We start from the raw sequence: 20,648 nt of genomic DNA, 5'->3' as shown, positions 1-20,648 counted from the left end.
ATAGTTAATCTGTCGCTTATTCAGCGGCAGGGGTTTCTTTTGCTTCTGTTCCAGCTTCTGGGGCTGCGGCTGCAGGCTCAGCGGCTACTTCAGGAGCTGCGGCTTCAGCAACTACTTCTGCTGGGGCTGCTGCTTCTGCTGCAGGTGCTGCCACTTCAGCTACTGGAGCAGGTGCTCCTGCGGCTTTCTGTGCTGCTACTGCGCCCAATACGCGAGCCATAGCAGAAACTGGGGCCAACATGACGCCCAATAACTGAGATAACAACTCGTCGCGGCTTGGAATAGACGCGAGGGATTTAACGCCCGCTACGTCCAACAACTTGCCGTTATATAAGCCAGCAGTAATGACCAGCTTGTCTTGAGTCTTAGCAAAGTTCTGCAATACTTTTGCCGAAGCAATCGGATCAGCAGAGATGCCATAGATCAAGGGGCCAACCATCGAATCAGCAAGAGGCTCAAACTGTGTGCCTTGTGCAGCACGGCGTGCCAATGTGTTCTTCAAAACGCGAAGATATACACCTTGGTCACGTGCGCTAGCACGTAGCTTTGTCAACTGCTCTACTGGAATACCACGGTATTCAGCGAGCACAACAGTTTGGGCTCCAGCCAATTGAGCGCCGACATCAGCAACAATCGCTTTTTTGTCTTGTACATTCAAAGGCACGGTTTAACTCCATAAAAACCAACTGTTTCCAGTTGGGGTTACACACCAGCGTCTGATCGTTTCATCACAAGAGATCTTGTGAGTATCTTTTCAGGGTCGCCATCTGCGCTGGCTATTACTTTCGTAACGATTAAGAATTAACTCTTTATTAGCAACTAATCCACCAACGGTCTTTGATGTTCGACTCTCACTCAATGAGCGGGAGTCGACCCAAAGTTCTTTTTTGTTACAGGGTAATTAAGCTGCAGCCTGTAACGATGCTTGGTCTACACGTACGCCTGCACCCATGGTGCTGCTTACGGCAACCTTCTTTAAATAAATACCCTTAGATGCAGGAGGTTTTGCTTTATTCAAAGCCTCAAGCAATGCGAGCAAGTTAGATTTCAATGCAGCTGGCTCGAATGAACGGCGGCCAATGCTTGCGTGCACGATACCCGCTTTGTCCACACGGAACTGAACTTGACCAGCTTTTGCATTTTTAACTGCAGTAGCAACGTCAGGAGTAACTGTTCCCACTTTTGGATTTGGCATCAAGCCGCGTGGGCCCAATACTTGACCTAAAGTACCAACAATTTTCATTGTGTCTGGGGATGCGATCAAAATATCGAAATCAATTTTGCCGCCTTTAATTTGTTCAGCAAGTTCTTCCATGCCAACGATTTCTGCGCCTGCAGCTTTAGCTTGTTCAGCCTTCTCGCCTTGTGCAAAAACAGCGACACGAACATGCTTACCTGTACCAGCTGGGAGCACTACTGCGCCACGCACAACTTGGTCAGATTTCTTAGCGTCAATACCCAGCTGAACAGCAACGTCGATAGACTCATCAAACTTGGCAGTTGCACACTCTTTGACGAGGTTCAATGCATCTTCTAATGGGTAGAACTTGTTGCGATCAACTTTAGATTGAATTGCTTTTACGCGTTTAGATAACTTAGTCATGATTAGAGACCTTCCACTGTGATGCCCATGGAACGGGCGCTACCAGCGATTGTTCTAACAGCTGCATCCATATCGGCTGCTGTCAAATCTGGCATTTTTGCTTTAGCGATTTCTTCCGCTTGAGCACGTGTAATTTTTCCTACCTTGTCGGTATGAGGACGTGGTGATCCTTTTTCGATCTTCGCAGCTTTCTTAATCATGATGGTCGCTGGAGGAGTCTTCATGATGAAAGTGAAGCTCTTATCAGCAAACGCTGTAATCACGACTGGAATGGGAAGGCCTGGCTCCATGCTCTGAGTTTGAGCATTGAACGCCTTACAGAATTCCATAATATTAAGACCGCGTTGACCCAATGCTGGACCTACCGGTGGTGATGGATTTGCTTTACCTGCAGGGATCTGCAGCTTAATAAAGCCAATAATCTTCTTTGCCATGTTTTGCTCCTTAAAGCGCGCCTAACCTCATAAGGAAAGACCGCTGTTGAGTAAACGCTTTGCTAGTTTTTGGCTTTCTAGCTCCGCTCCTCGGTTAATTACTAAATCTAAATAACCATCTATAACTACAAACTGCTGCACTGCAAAACCGGACTAAGTCCTTGTTTTTACATCTTTTCTACTTGGCCGAACTCCAGTTCAACTGGAGTACCGCGGCCAAAGATTGTAACAGAAACACGCAATCTTGACTTCTCATAATTGACTTCTTCGATATTTCCGTTGAAATCAACAAATGGGCCCTCTTTAACTCGAACGATCTCGCCAACCTCAAATAAGGTCTTAGGCTTAGGTTTATCAACCCCGGCCTGCATTTGATCCATAATTTTGGCTACTTCAGCAGTAGAAATTGGGCTTGGGCGGTTACGCACGCCACCAACGAAACCAGTAACTTTTGGCGTATTTTTCACCAAGTGCCAGCTTTCATCCGTCATTTCCATCTCAATCAGGACGTATCCTGGGAAGAAACGGCGCTCGGTAACAGACTTGGCACCAGACTTGATTTCAACAACCTCTTCGGATGGAACCAAGATACGACCAAACTTTTCGGGCATGCCAGAACGTGCAATACGCTCTTCAAGACCTTTTTTTACGCTTTTTTCCATACCGGAATAGGCATGAATAACATACCAGCGCATATTGCCGGTTGCTTGTGGATTTACGGCTGCTTCAGCATCAATCATTTTTCTTACTCACTTCCAGCCTAATAAGACTGAAAAAACTAGCCATTCAATTAATTTGTCTGCAATCCACAAAAATAGGGACATGATCAGAACAAAGCCAAATACGACTAGAGTCATCTGGGTAGTCTCTTTACGAGTCGGCCAAACAACCTTTTTTACTTCATACCAAGAATCTTTTGCGTAGGCGATAAAACGGCGCCCATCCGGTGAAATCGCCACAATCATGACTGCAGCTGCAATCCCGCCAAACAATACAGCTAAGCGCACCAATAAAGATTGGTCGACCAGCGTGTAGTAAAGAACTAACGCGGCAACGACGATTAAGGCGGCGAGTCCTGAGACCCAGCCGCTTTTTTCTTCAGAGTGACTTGCAGTTTGATGAGACATATTGCTTTCAGTTCAAATCGTGGCAGGGGCGGAGGGCATCGAACCCCCAACCTTTGGTTTTGGAGACCAACGCTCTGCCAATTGAGCTACACCCCTTTATTTCTATTAAGCCAAAATCTTTGCAACCACGCCGGCGCCAACAGTACGGCCACCTTCGCGGATCGCAAAACGTAAACCTTCTTCCATCGCGATAGGAGCGATGAGTTTTACGGTAATGGTTACGTTATCACCAGGCATCACCATTTCTTTGTCTTTTGGCAACTCGATTGAACCAGTTACGTCCGTAGTACGGAAGTAAAACTGTGGACGATAGTTGTTAAAGAATGGAGTATGACGGCCACCTTCGTCTTTACCCAAGATATACACCTCGGCTGTAAAGTGAGTATGTGGAGTGATTGAACCTGGCTTAGCCAATACTTGGCCGCGCTCAACTTCTTCACGTTTTGTACCGCGTAACAAGATACCAACGTTATCGCCTGCTTGACCTTGGTCGAGCAATTTGCGGAACATTTCAACACCAGTACAAGTCGTTTTGAGAGTTGGCTTAATACCAATGATTTCAATCTCTTCGCCAACTTTAACGATACCGCGCTCGATACGACCAGTCACCACAGTACCGCGACCGGAGATAGAGAACACGTCTTCTACTGGCATCAAGAACGCACCATCAATAGCACGCTCTGGAGTTGGGATGTATGTATCTAATGCTTCAGCCAATTTCATGATGGCTTCTTTACCCATTGGGCCTTCGTCGCCTTCAAGGGCTAACTTAGCAGAACCTTGGATGATTGGTGTGTCGTCACCTGGGAAGTCGTATTTAGATAGAAGCTCACGAACTTCCATTTCAACGAGTTCTAACAATTCAGCGTCATCAACCATGTCGCACTTGTTCAGGAACACAACGATGTAAGGAACACCAACTTGGCGTGCCAAGAGGATGTGCTCACGAGTTTGTGGCATTGGGCCGTCAGCAGCAGAACAAACCAAAATAGCGCCGTCCATTTGGGCAGCGCCAGTAATCATGTTCTTCACGTAGTCAGCATGTCCTGGGCAATCCACGTGAGCGTAGTGACGGTTTGCAGTCTCGTACTCAACGTGCGCTGTATTAATCGTAATACCGCGTGCTTTTTCTTCAGGAGCAGCATCGATCTGATCGTATGCTTTTGCTTCGCCACCGAATGCTTTAGAAAGCACGGTTGCAATTGCTGCTGTCAATGTGGTTTTACCGTGGTCAACGTGACCGATGGTGCCTACGTTTACGTGCGGTTTTGTCCGCTCGAACTTTTCTTTTGCCATTTTTAATCTGCCTTTAGTTAACTCTTAAACCAAACACGAAATACACAATTAATAAAATCAAACATGGTGCCCATGGGCAGGATCGAACTGCCGACCTCTCCCTTACCAAGGGAGTGCTCTACCACTGAGCCACATGGGCTAAATCTAATGCAACAAGTCTGGAGCGGGATAAGAGAATCGAACTCTTGACCGAAGATTGGAAATCTGCTGTTTTACCATTAAACTAATCCCGCACATCTGGTGGAGGGGGTAGGATTCGAACCTACGTAGGCATAGCCAACAGATTTACAGTCTGCCTCCTTTAGCCGCTCGGACACCCCTCCGCGAACCCAATATTCTGACTCCAAATGGAGTTTCTGTCAATCACTCTAAACGCTTTGCACAAGTAAAAACGCCCAGACCTAAAAGGGTCTGGGCGTCGCATTGGTGCCCGGCAGTTACCTACTTTCACACGGGTAATCCGCACTATCATCGGCGTAGAATCGTTTCACTGTCCTGTTCGGGATGGGAAGGAGTGGTTCCAATTCGCTATGGTCACCGGGCGTAGAGGGTTGAGTTGTTGATAAATCAACAACTCTATTTGAGTAAGCATGTAATAAGGATGCAGATTAAATCTGGCAAACATCCAACACAATAGTGCTGGTTATAGGATCAAGCCTAACGGGCAATTAGTATCGGTTAGCTTAATGCATTACTGCACTTCCACACCCGACCTATCAACGTTGTGGTCTTCAACGACCCTTTATGTAGGTTAAACCTACGGGAGATCTCATCTTCAGGCAAGTTTCCCGCTTAGATGCTTTCAGCGGTTATCTCTTCCATTCATAGCTACCCTGCGATGCTTCTGGCGAAACAACAGGTACACCAGCGGAATGTCCACTCCGGTCCTCTCGTACTAGGAGCAGCCCCCGTCAAATCTCCAACGCCCATGGCAGATAGGGACCAAACTGTCTCACGACGTTTTAAACCCAGCTCACGTACCTCTTTAAATGGCGAACAGCCATACCCTTGGGACCGGCTACAGCCCCAGGATGAGATGAGCCGACATCGAGGTGCCAAACACCGCCGTCGATATGAACTCTTGGGCGGTATCAGCCTGTTATCCCCAGAGTACCTTTTATCCGTTGAGCGATGGCCCTTCCATACAGAACCACCGGATCACTATGACCTGCTTTCGCACCTGCTCGACTTGTCGGTCTCGCAGTTAAGCACGCTTTTGCCATTGCACTTTAGGTACGATGTCCGACCGTACCAAGCGTACCTTCGTACTCCTCCGTTACACTTTGGGAGGAGACCGCCCCAGTCAAACTGCCTACCATGCACTGTTCCCGACCCGGATAACGGGCCAAGGTTAGAACCTCAAATAAATCAGGGTGGTATTTCAAGGTTGGCTCCAACAGAACTAGCATCCTGTTATCAACGCCTCCCACCTATCCTACACAGACCGATTCAAAGTCCAATGCAAAGCTACAGTAAAGGTTCATGGGGTCTTTCCGTCTAGCCACGGGTAGATTGCATCATCACAAACATTTCAACTTCGCTGAGTCTCAGGAGGAGACAGTGTGGCCATCGTTACGCCATTCGTGCAGGTCGGAACTTACCCGACAAGGAATTTCGCTACCTTAGGACCGTTATAGTTACGGCCGCCGTTTACTGGGACTTCAATCAAGAGCTTGCACCCCATCATTTAATCTTCCAGCACCGGGCAGGCGTCACACCCTATACGTCCACTTTCGTGTTTGCAGAGTGCTGTGTTTTTATTAAACAGTCGCAGCCACCTTTTTATTGCAACCCTTTCGTCCTCCCCTTGTACAGGGTCAAACTACCAGGGCGTACCTTATCCCGAAGTTACGGTACAAATTTGCCGAGTTCCTTCTCCTGAGTTCTCTCAAGCGCCTTAGAATACTCATCTCGCCCACCTGTGTCGGTTTGCGGTACGGTCTTGTTAGACTGAAGCTTAGAGGCTTTTCTTGGAACCACTTCCAATTGCTTCGCGAATAAATTCGCTCGTCTCACGCCCTTGAATTACGCTACCGGATTTACCTAATAGCCATCTCCAACGCAAGAACCGGGACTTCCAACACCCGGACAACTTTCCGCGATCCGTCCCCCCATCGCATCTAACAATGGTCAAGGAATATTAACCTTGTTCCCATCAGCTACGCATCTCTGCCTCGCCTTAGGGGCCGACTCACCCTGTTCCGATGAACGTTGAACAGGAAACCTTGGGCTTACGGCGAGGGGGCTTTTCACCCCCTTTATCGCTACTCATGTCAGCATTCGCACTTCTGATACCTCCAGCATCCTTTACAAGACACCTTCACAGGCTTACAGAACGCTCTCCTACCATCACATTGCTGTGATCCGCAGCTTCGGTTATATGCTTAGCCCCGTTACATCTTCCGCGCAGGACGACTCGATCAGTGAGCTATTACGCTTTCTTTAAAGGATGGCTGCTTCTAAGCCAACCTCCTGACTGTTTTAGCCTTCCCACTTCGTTTCCCACTTAGCATATATTAGGGACCTTAGCTGGCGGTCTGGGTTGTTTCCCTCTTGACACCGGACGTTAGCACCCGATGTCTGTCTCCCGTGCTTGCACTTGTAGGTATTCGGAGTTTGCTATGGCGCAGTAATCCGCAATGGACCCCACTACCATGACAGTGCTCTACCCCCTACAGTGATACACGAGGCACTACCTAAATAGTTTTCGGAGAGAACCAGCTATTTCCAGTTTTGTTTAGCCTTTCACCCCTATCCACAGCTCATCCCCTAACTTTTCAACGTTAGTGGGTTCGGTCCTCCAGTACGTGTTACCGCACCTTCAACCTGGCCATGGATAGATCAACTGGTTTCGGGTCTACACCCAGCAACTAGCGCCCTATTCGGACTCGCTTTCGCTACGCCTTCCCTATTCGGTTAAGCTTGCTACTGAATGTAAGTCGCTGACCCATTATACAAAAGGTACGCAGTCACCCCTTACGAGGCTCCTACTGTTTGTATGCACACAATTTCAGGATCTATTTCACTCCCCTCCCGGGGTTCTTTTCGCCTTTCCCTCACGGTACTTGTTCACTATCGGTCGATTACGAGTATTTAGCCTTGGAGGATGGTCCCCCCATATTCAGACAGGATTTCTCGTGTCCCGCCCTACTTGTCTCTAGCCTAGTACCACTCAATAATTTTCACATACGGGACTATCACCCTTTATTGTTGGACTTTCCATTCCATTCTGTTAATTACTGAGATATCACTAGAAGGCTCTTCCCATTTCGCTCGCCACTACTCTGGGAATCTCGGTTGATGTCTTTTCCTCTTGCTACTTAGATGTTTCAGTTCACAAGGTTCGCTTCTCATACCCTATGTATTCAGGTATGGATACCACAAAAGTGGTGGGTTTCCCCATTCAGAAATCCCCGGATCAAAGCTTATTTACCAGCTCCCCGGGGCTTATCGCAGGTTATAACGTCTTTCGTCGCCTGTAATCGCCAAGGCATCCATCATGTGCACTTATTCACTTGATCCTATAACGAGCACCATTGCTAGTAACCGTTATAGGTTTTACTTCTACTTCTGACATGTTTGCCGTAATCCAAACTGTAAGTACTTGTTAAGAACTTTGTAAAACTCGTTTGTTATTACTGATTGATGATTCAATCTTTACCCTTATTACATTGTCAAATGTCCTCTCAAAGAAACATTTGACACTTTGCTTACTCAAATTTTTAAAGAACAGCCATAAATGGCAAAACTAAACAATCATTAGATCGCTTAGTTTTGACATTTAGATGATGGTGGAGGATGACGGGATCGAACCGACGACCCCCTGCTTGCAAAGCAGGTGCTCTCCCAGCTGAGCTAATCCCCCAACGTCCCACTAAGTCTTGTTTCTGGCTGGTGGTGGGTCTGGTAGGACTTGAACCTACGACCCCTGCGTTATCAACACAGTGCTCTAACCAGCTGAGCTACAGACCCGTGGCTTTTATTGTCAACCGATAAGTGTGGGCACTAGGATTCAGCATCTTTTCTCTAGAAAGGAGGTGATCCAGCCGCACCTTCCGATACGGCTACCTTGTTACGACTTTACCCCAGTCATGAACCCTGCCGTGGCAGTCGCCCTCCTTGCGGTTAGGCTAACGGCTTCTGGCAAAACCCACTCCCATGGTATGACGGGCGGTGTGTACAAGACCCGGGAACGTATTCACCGCGACATTCTGATCCGCGATTACTAGCGATTCCAGCTTCACGTAGTCGAGTTGCAGACTACGATCCGGACTACGATGCATTTTCTGAGATTAGCTCCCCCTCGCGGGTTGGCAACCCTCTGTATGCACCATTGTATGACGTGTGAAGCCCTACCCATAAGGGCCATGAGGACTTGACGTCATCCCCACCTTCCTCCGGTTTGTCACCGGCAGTCTCTTTAGAGTGCTCTTGCGTAGCAACTAAAGACAAGGGTTGCGCTCGTTGCGGGACTTAACCCAACATCTCACGACACGAGCTGACGACAGCCATGCAGCACCTGTGTTCACTTTCTCTTACGAGCACCTAATGTATCTCTACTTCGTTAGTGACATGTCAAGGGTAGGTAAGGTTTTTCGCGTTGCATCGAATTAATCCACATCATCCACCGCTTGTGCGGGTCCCCGTCAATTCCTTTGAGTTTTAATCTTGCGACCGTACTCCCCAGGCGGCTGACTTCACGCGTTAGCTACGTTACTCAGGATGTAAATCCCGAACAACTAGTCAGCATCGTTTAGGGCGTGGACTACCAGGGTATCTAATCCTGTTTGCTCCCCACGCTTTCGTGCATGAGCGTCAGTGTTATCCCAGGGGGCTGCCTTCGCCATTGGTATTCCTCCACATATCTACGCATTTCACTGCTACACGTGGAATTCTACCCCCCTCTGACACACTCTAGCTATACAGTCACAGGCGCCATTCCCAGGTTAAGCCCGGGGATTTCACGCCTGTCTTGTATAACCGCCTGCGCACGCTTTACGCCCAGTAATTCCGATTAACGCTCGCACCCTACGTATTACCGCGGCTGCTGGCACGTAGTTAGCCGGTGCTTATTCTTCAGGTACCGTCATTCCCGGACTGTGTTAGAGCCGGTGTTTCTTCCCTGACAAAAGAGCTTTACAACCCGAAGGCCTTCTTCACTCACGCGGCATTGCTGGATCAGGGTTTCCCCCATTGTCCAAAATTCCCCACTGCTGCCTCCCGTAGGAGTCTGGGCCGTGTCTCAGTCCCAGTGTGGCTGATCGTCCTCTCAGACCAGCTACTGATCGTCGCCTTGGTGGGCTTTTACCCCACCAACAAGCTAATCAGGCATCGGCCGCTCTAATCGCGCGAGGTCTTTCGATCCCCCGCTTTCCCCCTCAGGGCGTATGCGGTATTAGCACAGCTTTCGCTGCGTTATCCCCCACGATAAGGTACGTTCCGATGTATTACTCACCCGTTCGCCACTCGCCACCAGGTGCAAGCACCCGTGCTGCCGTTCGACTTGCATGTGTAAGGCATGCCGCCAGCGTTCAATCTGAGCCAGGATCAAACTCTTCAGTTCAATTCCTGTGATCCTTGCGGATCGTCGCACTCATTCAAGAAATTGACTTGGTAATAAAACCAAATCTTTTTACTGTCTATGAGTACTATTTATTTACATCTGTCCCGAAGGACTGGATGCTTTCACTTAGTACCCACAATTATCGGTTGACTAATTTTTAAAGAGGGCTGACTTGTTTTGTATTTCAAATAACATTCAGCAGAGAGGTGAGACTATAGCGCACTTATTTTGGGTCGTCAACACCTTTCGTAGTCTTTTTCTTAAAAAAGCGAGGGTTTTTTCCTATTTTTTAAATAAGTTCAATAAAAACAATGGCTTAGTTTTTAAAAATAATTTCAACTTTTTTTAAAATTCTTTCTTTTTTTATGCTTTTTGAATGGGTCGAGGCAGAAAAGATGTTTTTTCATGCTTTTTTGGCCTATAAACCACACACTAAGGGAAAACCCTGAAATTATTCTAGAATCCTGTTAAAATGTTGCTATGCACAATAATTTAGCGAGCAACTACTTACCTATTCAGCCATATAAAACAAGGCTGACTGTGCCCGTACGGGAACTTCACGCCGGCCATAGAGCTGAAATTCTTGAGCATCTTTTAAAGCTCGGCGACGAAGATCGACGCCTTCGCTTCGGAACACAAACCCCAAATGAAATCATTGAACACTATGTTTCAGGTCTTAATTTCAATGAAGATGCTGTTTTCGGCGTGTTTGATGCAGACCTACAGCTAGTAGGCATGGCACATTTAGCTTATCTCCCAGCTGTAAAGGGTCAGCCACGCGCAGCAGAGTTCGGCGTATCCGTGCTGCCTGAAGGGCGCGCACAAGGGCTCGGAACAGCCTTATTAGAACGCTCTGCGGTTCATTCGCGTAATAGCAATATTCAAACGTTGTACGTTCATTGCCTAGCAAATAACAAGGCAATGATGCATTTGGCTCAAAAAGCAGGCATGAAAGTTGAATATGCTTACGGCGATGCTGATGCTTACCTAAAGCTGCCTCCAGCAAACCCTGGAACCATTGTTCAAGAGGCCGCCAATGAGCAGTGGGCTGACTTTGACTACGCCCTAAAAGAAAACCTGAAGCTGGCTAATCAAGCCTGGTGGTGGTTCTTAGGCAGACCAGGCCACGCGCGTTAATTTTCGCTTGGCGCTCCACGCAATACCCAAGCCGCCAATAAAGACAATTCTGTATCAGTTAGCTTTGCATTGGCTGGCATTGGCACAACACCCCATGAACCCGCGCCCCCTTTGGCAATCTTATTTTTCAAAAATACTTGTGCATTAGGATCATTTTTGTATTTTTGCGCAACAGATTGAAAGCTTGGACCAACAATCTTTTTATTCACTGCATGACAGCCTAAGCAGGCATTTTGTTTTGCAATCGCAAATGCTTTTTGATCTTCAGGATTGGCTTGCGCGCATTGAGTATAAAAAAAGAGCAGGCCCAATAAATAAAATACTTTTGTGCCCGCTCTACTTGCAATCATTTTCAAACTTTGAAAATTTATTGATATTTTGGTGGGCTGTTTGGCTGTGACTCATCGGCTTTACCTTGCTTCTCTAAGCGAGCTTTTTCTTGCTCGGAAATAATATCAAAGTATGCATACACATCTTTCACGCCGCTAGTATTACTGGCAACCTTCTTCGCTAAATCAGCTTCGTTTTGTGTAAGGATGCCCATCAAATAAACACTTCCGCCCTCAGCCACAATCGCCATGGAATTTGAAGGCAGCTTATCTGTAAAGATCATTTGAGTTTTAATTGATGACTCTAAATATGAATCATTTGCACGGGAAGAGAACGTGCTGTTGGGGCCAATCACAAGCTCATTAAATACTGAACGCGCATTTTTCATTGCCTTTACATATGCACCTGCCTCACCTTTGATATCAGCATCTTTTACTTCGCCAGTTAACAGGACTTTCTGATTGAAGGATGTTACGTTAATGTGTGCGCTATCGCCAAAGCGTTTAGCTAAAGCATTCTCAGCCTGTAACTCAATACCTTTATCAATTGCCTGAACAGCTGGAGAACGACGGTCAGCAAGAATCGCAGCGCTTGCAGTAACGCCGCCTATCGCCACTACTGCGCATGCTGATAGTTGCGAAACAAGTAATGCTGCAATGAATAATTTGCTGATAAATTGAATACGCATGAATGTAGTTTTCTGAAATGAGTAAAAAATTAGTCGAGCAAGATGTGATCAACGCCATCACATAGGCCATGAAGTAAAACTAAATGGGTTTCTTGAATGCGGGCAGTGCGAGTTGAAGGCGCGCAGAGATTGATATCGTCCTGATCTAACAGCGTAGCAATCTTGCCCCCACCATTACCAGTCAGCGCAATAATTTTGATGCCCATAGTTTTAGCAGCTTCAATTGCTTTAACGACGTTCTTAGAATTGCCTGATGTAGAAATGCCTAAGAGAATGTCGCCTTTTTTTCCAAGACCACGCACTTGTTTGCTAAAGATTTCATCATAGCTATAGTCATTTCCTACAGCAGTCAGAATTGAGGTATCCGTAGTTAAGGCAATCGCTGCTAATTCTTGTCGTTCTCTTTCGAATCGACCAATTAACTCTGCTGCAAAGTGCTGTGCATCTGCTGCAGATCCGCCATTTCCACAAGCCATGATCTTGCCGCCAGAGCGCAAGCAATCGACCATCGCAAGAACCCCATGGGCCACTGATTCAGGCAACACCTTTTCTGCTTCTTGCTTTACCGCAATGCTGTCTAAAAAATGTTGAGATGCGCGCTTGCGCAAGCGTTCAATCGTGTCTTTATTCATAGCAATATTATGCGCCAAAGGGGGCTTCATTTCAGATGCAATCAGCTTAACGCAAAAGCAACGTATTCTCTTACCTATTAACTAACCCATTGCAAACAATACCCCCATGGAACTAGGCTCATTAGATTTTTTAAAACAGCAAGACTTGCCAACTGGGGCGCTTTATATGGTTGCCACCCCCATTGGAAATCTTGGCGATATCACCTTACGCGCCCTGCATGTTCTAAACTCAATGGATGGCATTGCCTGTGAAGATACAAGGCATAGCGTTGCTTTACTTCAGCAGTTTGGTATCCACAAAAAATGTTTGGCTCTACACACGCACAATGAAATGGGTGGCGCGCAAACCGTTATTCAGCATCTTGCGAATAATGAACGCTGGGCCTATATCTCCGATGCAGGCACCCCGGGAGTCTCTGACCCTGGCGCAAGATTGGTGGATGAAGTACACAAGGCAGGTTTTCGAGTAATCCCCATTCCGGGCGCCAGTGCTGTATCTTGCGCAATCTCCGGATCTGGTGCTGTAATGCTTGACTCGGAGGGGCAGTTCCAGTTCCTTGGGTTTTGGCCACATAAAACTAAAGAGCGCGATGCGCTGTTGTTTGATATTTGCAACAGCAAAAGGACCAGCGCTTTCTTTGAATCGCCGCATCATATAAAAGAAACACTCGCGCTACTTTCGAATGCGCTAGAACCTGAACGCCAAATGCTTATCGGGCGCGAGTTAACCAAAAAATTTGAGCAGTTAGTTTCACTACAGGCAAAAGAAGTTGCTCATTGGCTAGAAAATGCAGAAAGCTTAAAGGGTGAATTTATTGTTCTGGTTGCGGGCCGGGAAGGGAGCGCCGATGAGCCTCCTGAGCATGCCTCTCTATTAATGTGGGCAAAGGCCTTGAGTCCTTATTTGGGAAGCAAAGAAATCGCGACAGTGCTATCCCAGACCCTTGGCCTTCCCAAAAAAGACGCCTACCAAATTGCCCTAGATGCAAAACTAGAAAAATAAAAAAGCTGGCATGTAGCCAGCTTTTTTATGAATAAGAAAAACTTATTTTGCAGCTGCTGCATCAGGCGCTTTCGGCTCTGGCAACTTACCACCAGATGCATTAGCCATGTATACAACCGCACGACCTAATTCGTAATCGCTAATGTCCGCTGGATTAGATCCGCCACGTGCAGGCATTGCATTTTTACCCTTGAGTACGGAGGTCAATAAAGAGTCGTAACCCTTAGCAATGCGTGGCGCCCATGCAGCAGCATCACCGAACTTTGGTGCACCAGCAGCACCTGTAGCGTGACAGGCTGCACATACGGCTTTGTATACCTGCTCACCGGTCTGAGGCTCATGTGGGCCAGCACTAGCGCCTTGAAAATTTAACTGAGCCACAGGCTTAATTAGTTGATCAGTCGCGGCGGTAGAATCGCCACGCTTGCCATTGTTCACAAACACCATTAACAACAAAATAATGATCAGGGGCACAAAAAAGCTTGCAAACACCATGATGATGAGTTGTTTTGGGGATTTAATTAGATTTCCGTGCTCGTTGCTCATAAGGAATTTATCGTGTGACGGGTTTAAGGTTGTTTTACCCAGATTATAACTAGAGAAGTAGGGCTTTAGGCACTTACAATAGCAATGCAAGCAGTTTTTGCACAGGCGCCCGTAGCTCAGTGGATAGAGTATTGGCCTCCGAAGCCAAGGGTCGCAGGTTCGATTCCTGCCGGGCGCACCAAAAGCAAGGGGTTTTTTGACCTATGTCAGGCAAAAAATCATGAAAACCGCTATCATTTGCGTCTAACTTATTGATTCCTATCGTGTCTACACATCTAAATTCAGCCCTTTCAGAGCCTTCCCTGACGAACCCATTGCCGCCTGAGGCGCCATTACCGCACCGCAAAATCATTCGGGGCTGGCTAATGCCAATGGCACAAGGCGAAACTGGCCGAGCCATCATGCTTCTGGTGATCGATTCCCTTCTATGGCTAGGTTGTATCGCTGGCACAGTTTTTGTTGAAAGCGTATTGCTCAAGATCGTTTTTGGCGTCATTGCCGGTTTTGTTACCGGGCGAATTTTTATTTTGGGTCACGATGCATGTCACCAAAGCTTTACGCCAAACCGCGAACTCAATAAAGTTTTGGGTCGCATTGCCTTCTTGCCATCACTCACTCCTTATAGCTTGTGGGATGTGGGTCATAACGTAGTGCACCATGGTCAAACCAATTTAAAAGGTTTTGACTTTGTTTGGGCTCCGCTATCAAAATCTGAATACGACGCGCTTCCTTCATGGCGTAAAGCTTTAGAGCGCTTGTATCGAAGTGGTTGGGGACCGGTTTTCTACTACCTCATTGAAATTTGGTGGAGACGCGAGTACTTTCCAAACGCAAAAAACAAACCTGGTGATCGCCCGATTTTCTTAAAAGACAACTTACTAGTCACCGCCTTTGCAATTATTTGGATTGGCTGTTTAATTGCAGGCGCCATTGCTACAGGCCAATCTATTTGGCTCGGCCTTATCACCGGCTTTGCGGTTCCATTCTTATTTTGGAACGGCATGATTGGTTTTGTGGTCTACGTACACCATACCCATCCAAAGGTTTCTTGGTATGACAAGAAATCAGAGTGGTTACGCGCCCAGCCATTTGTTTCAACAACGGTTCATCTGACTTTTAACTGGATTTGGGGCAAATTGATGCACCACATCATGGAGCATACCGCCCATCACGTCGATATGAGCGTACCGCTATATCGACTTCCAGAGGCACAGCAGACCTTAGAAACCATCCTTCCAGACCGTATTTTTGTGCAAAAGTTCTCCTGGGACTGGTATTTCGACACTGCCCGTAAGTGCAAGCTATATGACTTTCAGAACAAGGCTTGGCTAGACTTTGACGGCAACAAAACGGCAGATTCCGTCCGAGTTGTGCTCAGCCCAGTACCAGCGGGACAAAACGGGTAAAATAGATCTCTGTATAAAGATTTGCCTTACCCGGATTGCCCATGACTACATCAACTCCAGCCGCTACCCAAGACAGCTCTCAGAGCCTCAAATTTTGCTCTTCCTGCAGTCGCGAAAAACGACTTGAGGGCGGCACATGGATTCCAACAAGTAATCGCAAACAACGCTGGATCTGCGCCAGCTGTCTATACAATCGCACACACCGCACAGGTTCTGCTAAGACCTAATCTGATGTATCAAGCGCCATCCCCAACGTAGGGGTTTGTTTTGCGCTCTTGGCCAAAATTAGACATTGGCCCATGCCCCGGAACAAATTGCACGTCATCTCCAAGCGGCCACAACTTCGTTCTGATGGCATGAATTAAATCTGCATGGTTGCCTCGCGGAAAATCTGTTCTGCCAATTGAGCCGGCAAATAAAACATCGCCAACAATTGCTAATCGATCTGCCCTGTCGAAGAAAACAATATGGCCTGGTGTATGTCCAGGACAATGAAATACCTCTAAGTCAACATTACCCACTTTGACATGATCACCATCATTCAACCAACGATTAGGCTCAAAGACTTTAGCGTGCCCAAAACCAAAACGTACAGTTTGCTCTGGCAATTGATCAATCCAAAAACGCTCTTCCTCCTGAGGGCCTTCAATCGGCACGGCAAGCTGATCAGCTAAATCCTTTGCGGCGGCACAATGGTCTAAATGGCCATGGGTAAGCAAGATCTTTTTTACCTGCCCGCCCATCTGCTTTACGCCATCTAAAATTTTTTCTATATCACCGCCTGGATCAATCACAGCAGCGTCACCGGTTTCTTGGCAAACTAGAATTGAACAATTTTGTTCATATGGGGTTACAGGAACAATTCCTAATTTGATTGGCATATACAAAAGCGGGGAAAAAGAATAATGAATGAAGTTACTAGTTTAGGCGACAGGGAATAAAATGTTCGCAAAGGATAAAATAATGAATAGCCAAGATACTTTTAAATTTGCAGAAACTCACGAGTGGGCCGATCTTGAAAACGATGGCTTGGTCTGGGTTGGAATCAGCAATCATGCGCAAGAGGCCCTTGGCGATGTCATGTTTTTTCAAGCACCAAAGATTGGTCAGCAAGTAAAACAGGGCGAAGCGATTGCAGTCATTGAATCCGTTAAGGCTGCCAGCGATATTCATACTCCGATCACGGGAGAAATTGTGGAGCTAAACGAAGAAGTCGATGCCACACCGGAACTGGTTAATCAGAATCCCTATGGAGTTTGGCTTTTCAAAATTAAGCCATCATCAGAAGACGCTCTCAATTCCGAACTGGGCACACTTTTGAGTCTAGAGCAGTACACCTCTAGCTCGGGCGCTTAACTTTTAGGTTTAGATCGAGGTTGGGTCACGCTCAATCAACCAGCGGATGCGATCGCCCTTACTAATTCGTCCTTGCGATCCATTTCGCAGATCCTGATCAACCGCCTCAAGCACATCTTGTAGCTGCCTGCGATCATCGGCCTCCAATACCAACTGAGCACGCTCGGTGCCAGCCACACGCATTACAGCCCTGGGCACGGGGTCATATACCTTAAGCCCTGGCGTCATCAACCCCCGAGACTTTAAGCGTCCCTTGAGCGCAGCCAAAAACTGAATTGCCTTATCCAAGCTTTTGGCTTCGGCATGAACCAAGCCTTGATATGAAAAGGGGGGCAATTTGGCCTCGTCGCGCTCATGAGCAAGATAGCCTAAGAAGCCATCAACATCATGGCGTAATAAATACTGAAATACCGCAGCTTCGGGATACTGAGTTTCGATATAAATTTCACCGGCACCCTGATCGTCTTTACTGGAGCGCCCAGCACGTCCTGCAACTTGAACGAGTTGCGCGAATAGGCGTTCAGCTGCCCGAAAATCCGGTGAAAATAATCGACTATCTGCATCTAGGACGGCGACCAAACCAATATTTTGGTAATCATGTCCCTTCGCAATCATTTGGGTTCCCACCACAATGTCGACATTGCCCGCATGAATCTCCTGAAAGAGTTCCTCTGCACCTTTGCTTTTGCGACTAGCGTCTGTGTCGACCCGCAAAACGCGAGCGCTTGGCCACATTTCCTCAATTGCATCTTCTATTTTTTGCGTGCCTTTTCCCAAAGTCTTTAGATCAGCATTTCCGCAGTCTGGGCAATGCTCTGGAATAGGTTTAACAAGCCCACAGTGATGACAGCTTAATACCGGTCTTCTGCCTAAGGCACCGGCTTTATGCATCACCATATATGAGCTGCATTGCTGACATTTGGAGAGCCATGTGCACGCATTGCAACTTAAAATAGGCGCATAGCCGCGACGATTAATCAGGATCAGGCTTTGTTTCTTGTTCTCTAAATTTTTACTAATTGCATTAGCGAGTGTTTTGGTAATCAGGCTGGCTGATATAGGCCTACCAATATCACCTGGACTAAACTGACTTTGTGGGTCGCGCGTATTTATCAAGCGAACCTGCGGCAGGGCTGCCCCTTGGGCGCGCTGATCAAGACGGATATATTCATATCGTCCCGCTTTTGCTGCTATCCAACTTTCAAGCGATGGTGTAGCTGAAGCCAATAAAACCGGTATCTTCAAGTCGTGGGCCCGCCAAATGGCTAAGTCGCGCGCAGAATATCGAATGCCGTCTTGTTGTTTATATGACGGATCATGCTCCTCATCAACAACGATTGCACGCAAGTTCGGCAAGGGGGTTAATGCGGCCAATCGCGTTCCCAAAATAATTTGGGCTTTTCCAGTCATTGCTTCGTACCAAGCAATCCCTCTATTTTTTTCACTTACGCCACTGTGCAGCACAACCATTTTTTTATCTGGAAAATATGCGCGCACTCTGCGCTCTAGCTGCGGCGTTAAATTAATTTCTGGAACTAAAAGCAATACCTGAGAACTCGAATCTTCCAAAATTCCTTTTAACCAATTTAGAAATACTGCTGTCTTACCGCTACCCGTTTGCCCTTGCAAAAGAATTGTTTTGAATTCTTTCTCCACAGAACATTGGCGCAGCTTTTCAAGAGCTAGTGCTTGACCTTGATTGAGGTGCGCTTCATCAATCAATCCTTCGCTTGGCTCTTGCTGAATTTTTTTTCGCTTCTTTTCTTCTGCCGCGCTTATTTTTTCTAGCGCCTTTTCCCAGTTATCCGGCTTTTTCCACATCTGAGGAATCGTAGGAATGATAGTTTCGCCAAGCGCATGAATGTAATACTGACTGGCGAAATTTACCAAGCGCAGACTAGCCGCATCAAACGGGGGGAGGGGCGCGACACGAGTTATCGACTTTAATTTGTCTAATTCATAATCAGAGTGATCACTTACTTTAATTACAATACCAACCAAAGAGGCGCGCCCAAAAGGCACTTCTACTAACTGCCCGACCTCAGGGTCGTTACCGAGTTGATTTGAATCCCATAGGTAATCAAAGCCCTGGGCCAACGGCTTATCAACCACTACTTGAACAACGATGGGGGAGGGCATAAATAACTTTATTTTCTATTTTTGCTTGTGGATAACTCTGTGGATATCATCCCAAAACTTGAATTTACAGCCTAATTTACCAGTAAGTGATTTTTAAGCACCATTCTTGTGAAATTGGTATTTATGTATATAAATCAATAACTTGTAGAACCTTTCGAAAGTTAATGTTTATCTTTATTCTGAATCTCCCTGTATTTTCGTTTTATGCACCATCTGTGCATAACTTTCGCGAAAATCCAAAACTACAAGTTAGCGCCTACTTAGGATTGCTACTTAGATCTAAGAGACCTAGAGTGCTTTATCACTGCCTGAGATAAGGCGGTAACGCTTTCTGGTGGGGTGAACTGAGAGATTCCGTGCCCCAAATTAAATATATGCCCGTCCAATGAATGCAACCCCGCCTTCAGAGGCGGAGCGCTCGCCAAATCATCTAAAAGCAGGCTTGCTTGACGGGCAATTTGTTCGGGCTCCGAGAACAGGATCAGGGGGTCTAAGTTTCCCTGTAACGCCAAAGGCTTATTTAATGCGAGCAACTGTTTACGAGCACGGCTTAGGGACATTGTCCAATCCATTGCAATGACATCAGCACCAATTTGCGCCATATCATTGAGCCAAATTGCACCGCCCTTTGTGAACATAATCACGGGAATCTTTTGGCCTTCATATTCTCGAGGTAACAGTGCAATCACTTTTTGCATCGCTGCCAAAGAAACTCTTTGATACCAACCATCTGGAAGCATTCCGCCCCAAGTATCAAAAATCATGAGCGCTTGTGCACCAGCCTTCACCTGCTCAATTAGATAATTCGCTACTGATTGAATATTGATATCTAAAATTTGTTGCATCAAATCAGGACGACTAAACATCATCGTTTTAGCGTGGCGGAAATCATCAGCGCTCGAACCATCAATCATGTAGCAGGCCAATGTCCAAGGGCTTCCGGAAAAGCCTATCAAAGGAACGCGCTGCTTGCCATACTGAATGAGCGCTTTACGAATTTCTGAAACAGCTTCAAAAACATATTTCAGCTGATCCATATCTGCAACGCGCAATTTCTTGACATCGTCTTCGGTGCGCAATGGATGCTCAAAACTAGGCCCCTCGCCCGCAGTGAATTTCAAGCCCAATCCCATGGCATCAGGAATGGTCAAAATGTCAGAGAATAAAATTGCCGCATCCAGTGGATAGCGATCCAAAGGTTGAAGAGTTACCTCAGTAGCATAAGCAGGATTTTTTGCGAGCCCAAGAAAACTTCCGGCTCTGGCGCGTGTAGCGTTGTACTCTGGGAGATATCGGCCGGCCTGGCGCATGAGCCAAAGCGGTGTTTGATCAACCGCTTCGCCCAGGCAGGCCTTTAAAAACCGATCATTTAACAGCAAGGAGATGAC

General features: G+C 46.9%; 17 protein-coding genes, 7 tRNA genes, 3 rRNA genes and 1 pseudogene. 6 read left to right on the top strand and 22 right to left on the bottom strand.

All coding sequences use genetic code 11. The features are described from left to right. Window positions 1-136: 136 nt before the first annotated feature. The 15 genes and pseudogenes from rplJ to PNUC_RS00200 form a co-directional block, all read right to left on the bottom strand. A pseudogene (rplJ, locus tag PNUC_RS00270) lies at window positions 137-664 on the bottom strand (50S ribosomal protein L10); the annotation flags it as partial. 237 nt (window positions 665-901) lie between these two features. Then, window positions 902-1,603, bottom strand: a complete 702-nt coding sequence (gene rplA, locus PNUC_RS00265; protein WP_011901891.1) for a 50S ribosomal protein L1 — start codon at window positions 1,601-1,603, stop codon at window positions 902-904. Window positions 1,604-1,605: 2 nt separating this feature from the next. Further along, window positions 1,606-2,037, bottom strand: coding sequence for a 50S ribosomal protein L11 (gene rplK / locus PNUC_RS00260; RefSeq protein WP_011901890.1), 432 nt, complete (start codon window positions 2,035-2,037; stop codon window positions 1,606-1,608). A gap of 167 nt (window positions 2,038-2,204) precedes the next feature. Beyond that, on the bottom strand, window positions 2,205-2,777 hold the full coding sequence (gene nusG, locus PNUC_RS00255; RefSeq protein ID WP_011901889.1) for a transcription termination/antitermination protein NusG: 573 nt from the start codon (window positions 2,775-2,777) through the stop codon (window positions 2,205-2,207). A gap of 9 nt (window positions 2,778-2,786) precedes the next feature. Beyond that, on the bottom strand, window positions 2,787-3,164 hold the full coding sequence (gene secE, locus PNUC_RS00250; protein WP_011901888.1) for a preprotein translocase subunit SecE: 378 nt from the start codon (window positions 3,162-3,164) through the stop codon (window positions 2,787-2,789). A 20-nt stretch (window positions 3,165-3,184) separates the two neighbouring features. Beyond that, window positions 3,185-3,260 (bottom strand) — tRNA-Trp (locus PNUC_RS00245). A 9-nt stretch (window positions 3,261-3,269) separates the two neighbouring features. After that, complete coding sequence (tuf, locus tag PNUC_RS00240; RefSeq protein ID WP_011901887.1) at window positions 3,270-4,460, bottom strand: elongation factor Tu; 1,191 nt, start codon at window positions 4,458-4,460, stop codon at window positions 3,270-3,272. A gap of 64 nt (window positions 4,461-4,524) precedes the next feature. Then, window positions 4,525-4,599 (bottom strand) — tRNA-Thr (locus PNUC_RS00235). Between the two features lie 20 nt (window positions 4,600-4,619). Next, a tRNA-Gly gene (locus PNUC_RS00230) sits at window positions 4,620-4,693 on the bottom strand. 5 nt (window positions 4,694-4,698) lie between these two features. After that, a tRNA-Tyr gene (locus PNUC_RS00225) sits at window positions 4,699-4,783 on the bottom strand. Window positions 4,784-4,888: 105 nt separating this feature from the next. After that, a 5S ribosomal RNA gene (gene rrf / locus PNUC_RS00220) occupies window positions 4,889-5,002 on the bottom strand. A 105-nt stretch (window positions 5,003-5,107) separates the two neighbouring features. Then, window positions 5,108-7,981, bottom strand: a 23S ribosomal RNA gene (locus tag PNUC_RS00215). A gap of 268 nt (window positions 7,982-8,249) precedes the next feature. Next, window positions 8,250-8,325: transfer RNA gene (locus PNUC_RS00210), tRNA-Ala, on the bottom strand. Window positions 8,326-8,355: 30 nt separating this feature from the next. Beyond that, window positions 8,356-8,432: transfer RNA gene (locus PNUC_RS00205), tRNA-Ile, on the bottom strand. Between the two features lie 58 nt (window positions 8,433-8,490). Next, window positions 8,491-10,023: ribosomal RNA gene (locus tag PNUC_RS00200) — 16S ribosomal RNA — on the bottom strand. The 16S, 23S and 5S rRNA genes sit together here with 5 tRNA genes alongside, the layout of an rRNA operon. Window positions 10,024-10,503: 480 nt before the next feature. Here PNUC_RS00200 and PNUC_RS00195 point away from each other — a divergent pair. Then, window positions 10,504-11,160 (top strand): GNAT family N-acetyltransferase, encoded by a 657-nt coding sequence (locus PNUC_RS00195; protein WP_011901886.1) that lies wholly within the window; start codon window positions 10,504-10,506, stop codon window positions 11,158-11,160. Here the strand turns inward: PNUC_RS00195 and PNUC_RS00190 are convergent. Genes PNUC_RS00190 through PNUC_RS00180 form a run of 3 tightly spaced genes read right to left on the bottom strand, consistent with a single transcriptional unit; the run spans window position 11,157 to window position 12,810 of the window. Next, window positions 11,157-11,510, bottom strand: coding sequence for a c-type cytochrome (locus tag PNUC_RS00190; protein WP_011901885.1), 354 nt, complete (start codon window positions 11,508-11,510; stop codon window positions 11,157-11,159). The genes PNUC_RS00195 and PNUC_RS00190 overlap by 4 nt on opposite strands. 17 nt (window positions 11,511-11,527) lie before the next feature. Beyond that, a complete protein-coding gene (locus PNUC_RS00185) occupies window positions 11,528-12,178 on the bottom strand; it encodes a BON domain-containing protein (protein WP_011901884.1) in 651 nt (216 codons plus the stop codon). A gap of 29 nt (window positions 12,179-12,207) precedes the next feature. Beyond that, window positions 12,208-12,810, bottom strand: coding sequence for a phosphoheptose isomerase (locus tag PNUC_RS00180; RefSeq protein ID WP_048812178.1), 603 nt, complete (start codon window positions 12,808-12,810; stop codon window positions 12,208-12,210). A gap of 106 nt (window positions 12,811-12,916) precedes the next feature. Here PNUC_RS00180 and rsmI point away from each other — a divergent pair, with 106 nt between their 5' ends. Then, window positions 12,917-13,813, top strand: coding sequence for a 16S rRNA (cytidine(1402)-2'-O)-methyltransferase (gene rsmI / locus PNUC_RS00175; RefSeq protein WP_011901882.1), 897 nt, complete (start codon window positions 12,917-12,919; stop codon window positions 13,811-13,813). 42 nt (window positions 13,814-13,855) lie between these two features. Here the strand turns inward: rsmI and PNUC_RS00170 are convergent, their stop codons facing one another. Beyond that, on the bottom strand, window positions 13,856-14,359 hold the full coding sequence (locus tag PNUC_RS00170; RefSeq protein WP_011901881.1) for a c-type cytochrome: 504 nt from the start codon (window positions 14,357-14,359) through the stop codon (window positions 13,856-13,858). Between the two features lie 105 nt (window positions 14,360-14,464). Here PNUC_RS00170 and PNUC_RS00165 point away from each other — a divergent pair. The 3 genes from PNUC_RS00165 to PNUC_RS10930 all read left to right on the top strand — a co-directional run bounded on the left by PNUC_RS00165 (window position 14,465) and on the right by PNUC_RS10930 (window position 15,992). Beyond that, window positions 14,465-14,540: transfer RNA gene (locus PNUC_RS00165), tRNA-Arg, on the top strand. A gap of 82 nt (window positions 14,541-14,622) precedes the next feature. Further along, window positions 14,623-15,765, top strand: coding sequence for a fatty acid desaturase (locus PNUC_RS00160; protein WP_071461589.1), 1,143 nt, complete (start codon window positions 14,623-14,625; stop codon window positions 15,763-15,765). 41 nt (window positions 15,766-15,806) lie between these two features. After that, complete coding sequence (locus tag PNUC_RS10930; protein WP_143070006.1) at window positions 15,807-15,992, top strand: hypothetical protein; 186 nt, start codon at window positions 15,807-15,809, stop codon at window positions 15,990-15,992. Window positions 15,993-16,001: 9 nt separating this feature from the next. Here the strand turns inward: PNUC_RS10930 and PNUC_RS00155 are convergent, their stop codons facing one another. After that, window positions 16,002-16,646 carry an MBL fold metallo-hydrolase gene (locus PNUC_RS00155; RefSeq protein WP_011901879.1) on the bottom strand — a complete coding sequence of 215 codons (645 nt, stop codon included), beginning with the start codon at window positions 16,644-16,646 and terminating at the stop codon, window positions 16,002-16,004. 79 nt (window positions 16,647-16,725) lie between these two features. Between PNUC_RS00155 and gcvH the strand changes: the two genes are divergently transcribed. Next, window positions 16,726-17,121 (top strand): glycine cleavage system protein GcvH, encoded by a 396-nt coding sequence (gene gcvH, locus PNUC_RS00150; protein WP_397428485.1) that lies wholly within the window; start codon window positions 16,726-16,728, stop codon window positions 17,119-17,121. A 9-nt stretch (window positions 17,122-17,130) separates the two neighbouring features. Here gcvH and priA read toward each other — a convergent pair whose 3' ends face one another. After that, window positions 17,131-19,260 carry a replication restart helicase PriA gene (priA, locus tag PNUC_RS00145; RefSeq protein WP_011901877.1) on the bottom strand — a complete coding sequence of 710 codons (2,130 nt, stop codon included), beginning with the start codon at window positions 19,258-19,260 and terminating at the stop codon, window positions 17,131-17,133. A gap of 269 nt (window positions 19,261-19,529) precedes the next feature. After that, complete coding sequence (hemE, locus tag PNUC_RS00140; RefSeq protein WP_048812030.1) at window positions 19,530-20,645, bottom strand: uroporphyrinogen decarboxylase; 1,116 nt, start codon at window positions 20,643-20,645, stop codon at window positions 19,530-19,532. Between the last annotated feature and the right edge of the window lie 3 nt (window positions 20,646-20,648).

Source organism: Polynucleobacter asymbioticus QLW-P1DMWA-1 (genome assembly GCF_000016345.1).
GTDB lineage: Bacteria > Pseudomonadota > Gammaproteobacteria > Burkholderiales > Burkholderiaceae > Polynucleobacter > Polynucleobacter asymbioticus.
Note: the sequence above shows the minus strand (reverse complement) of the source record. Positions and strands in the feature narration are given on the sequence as shown.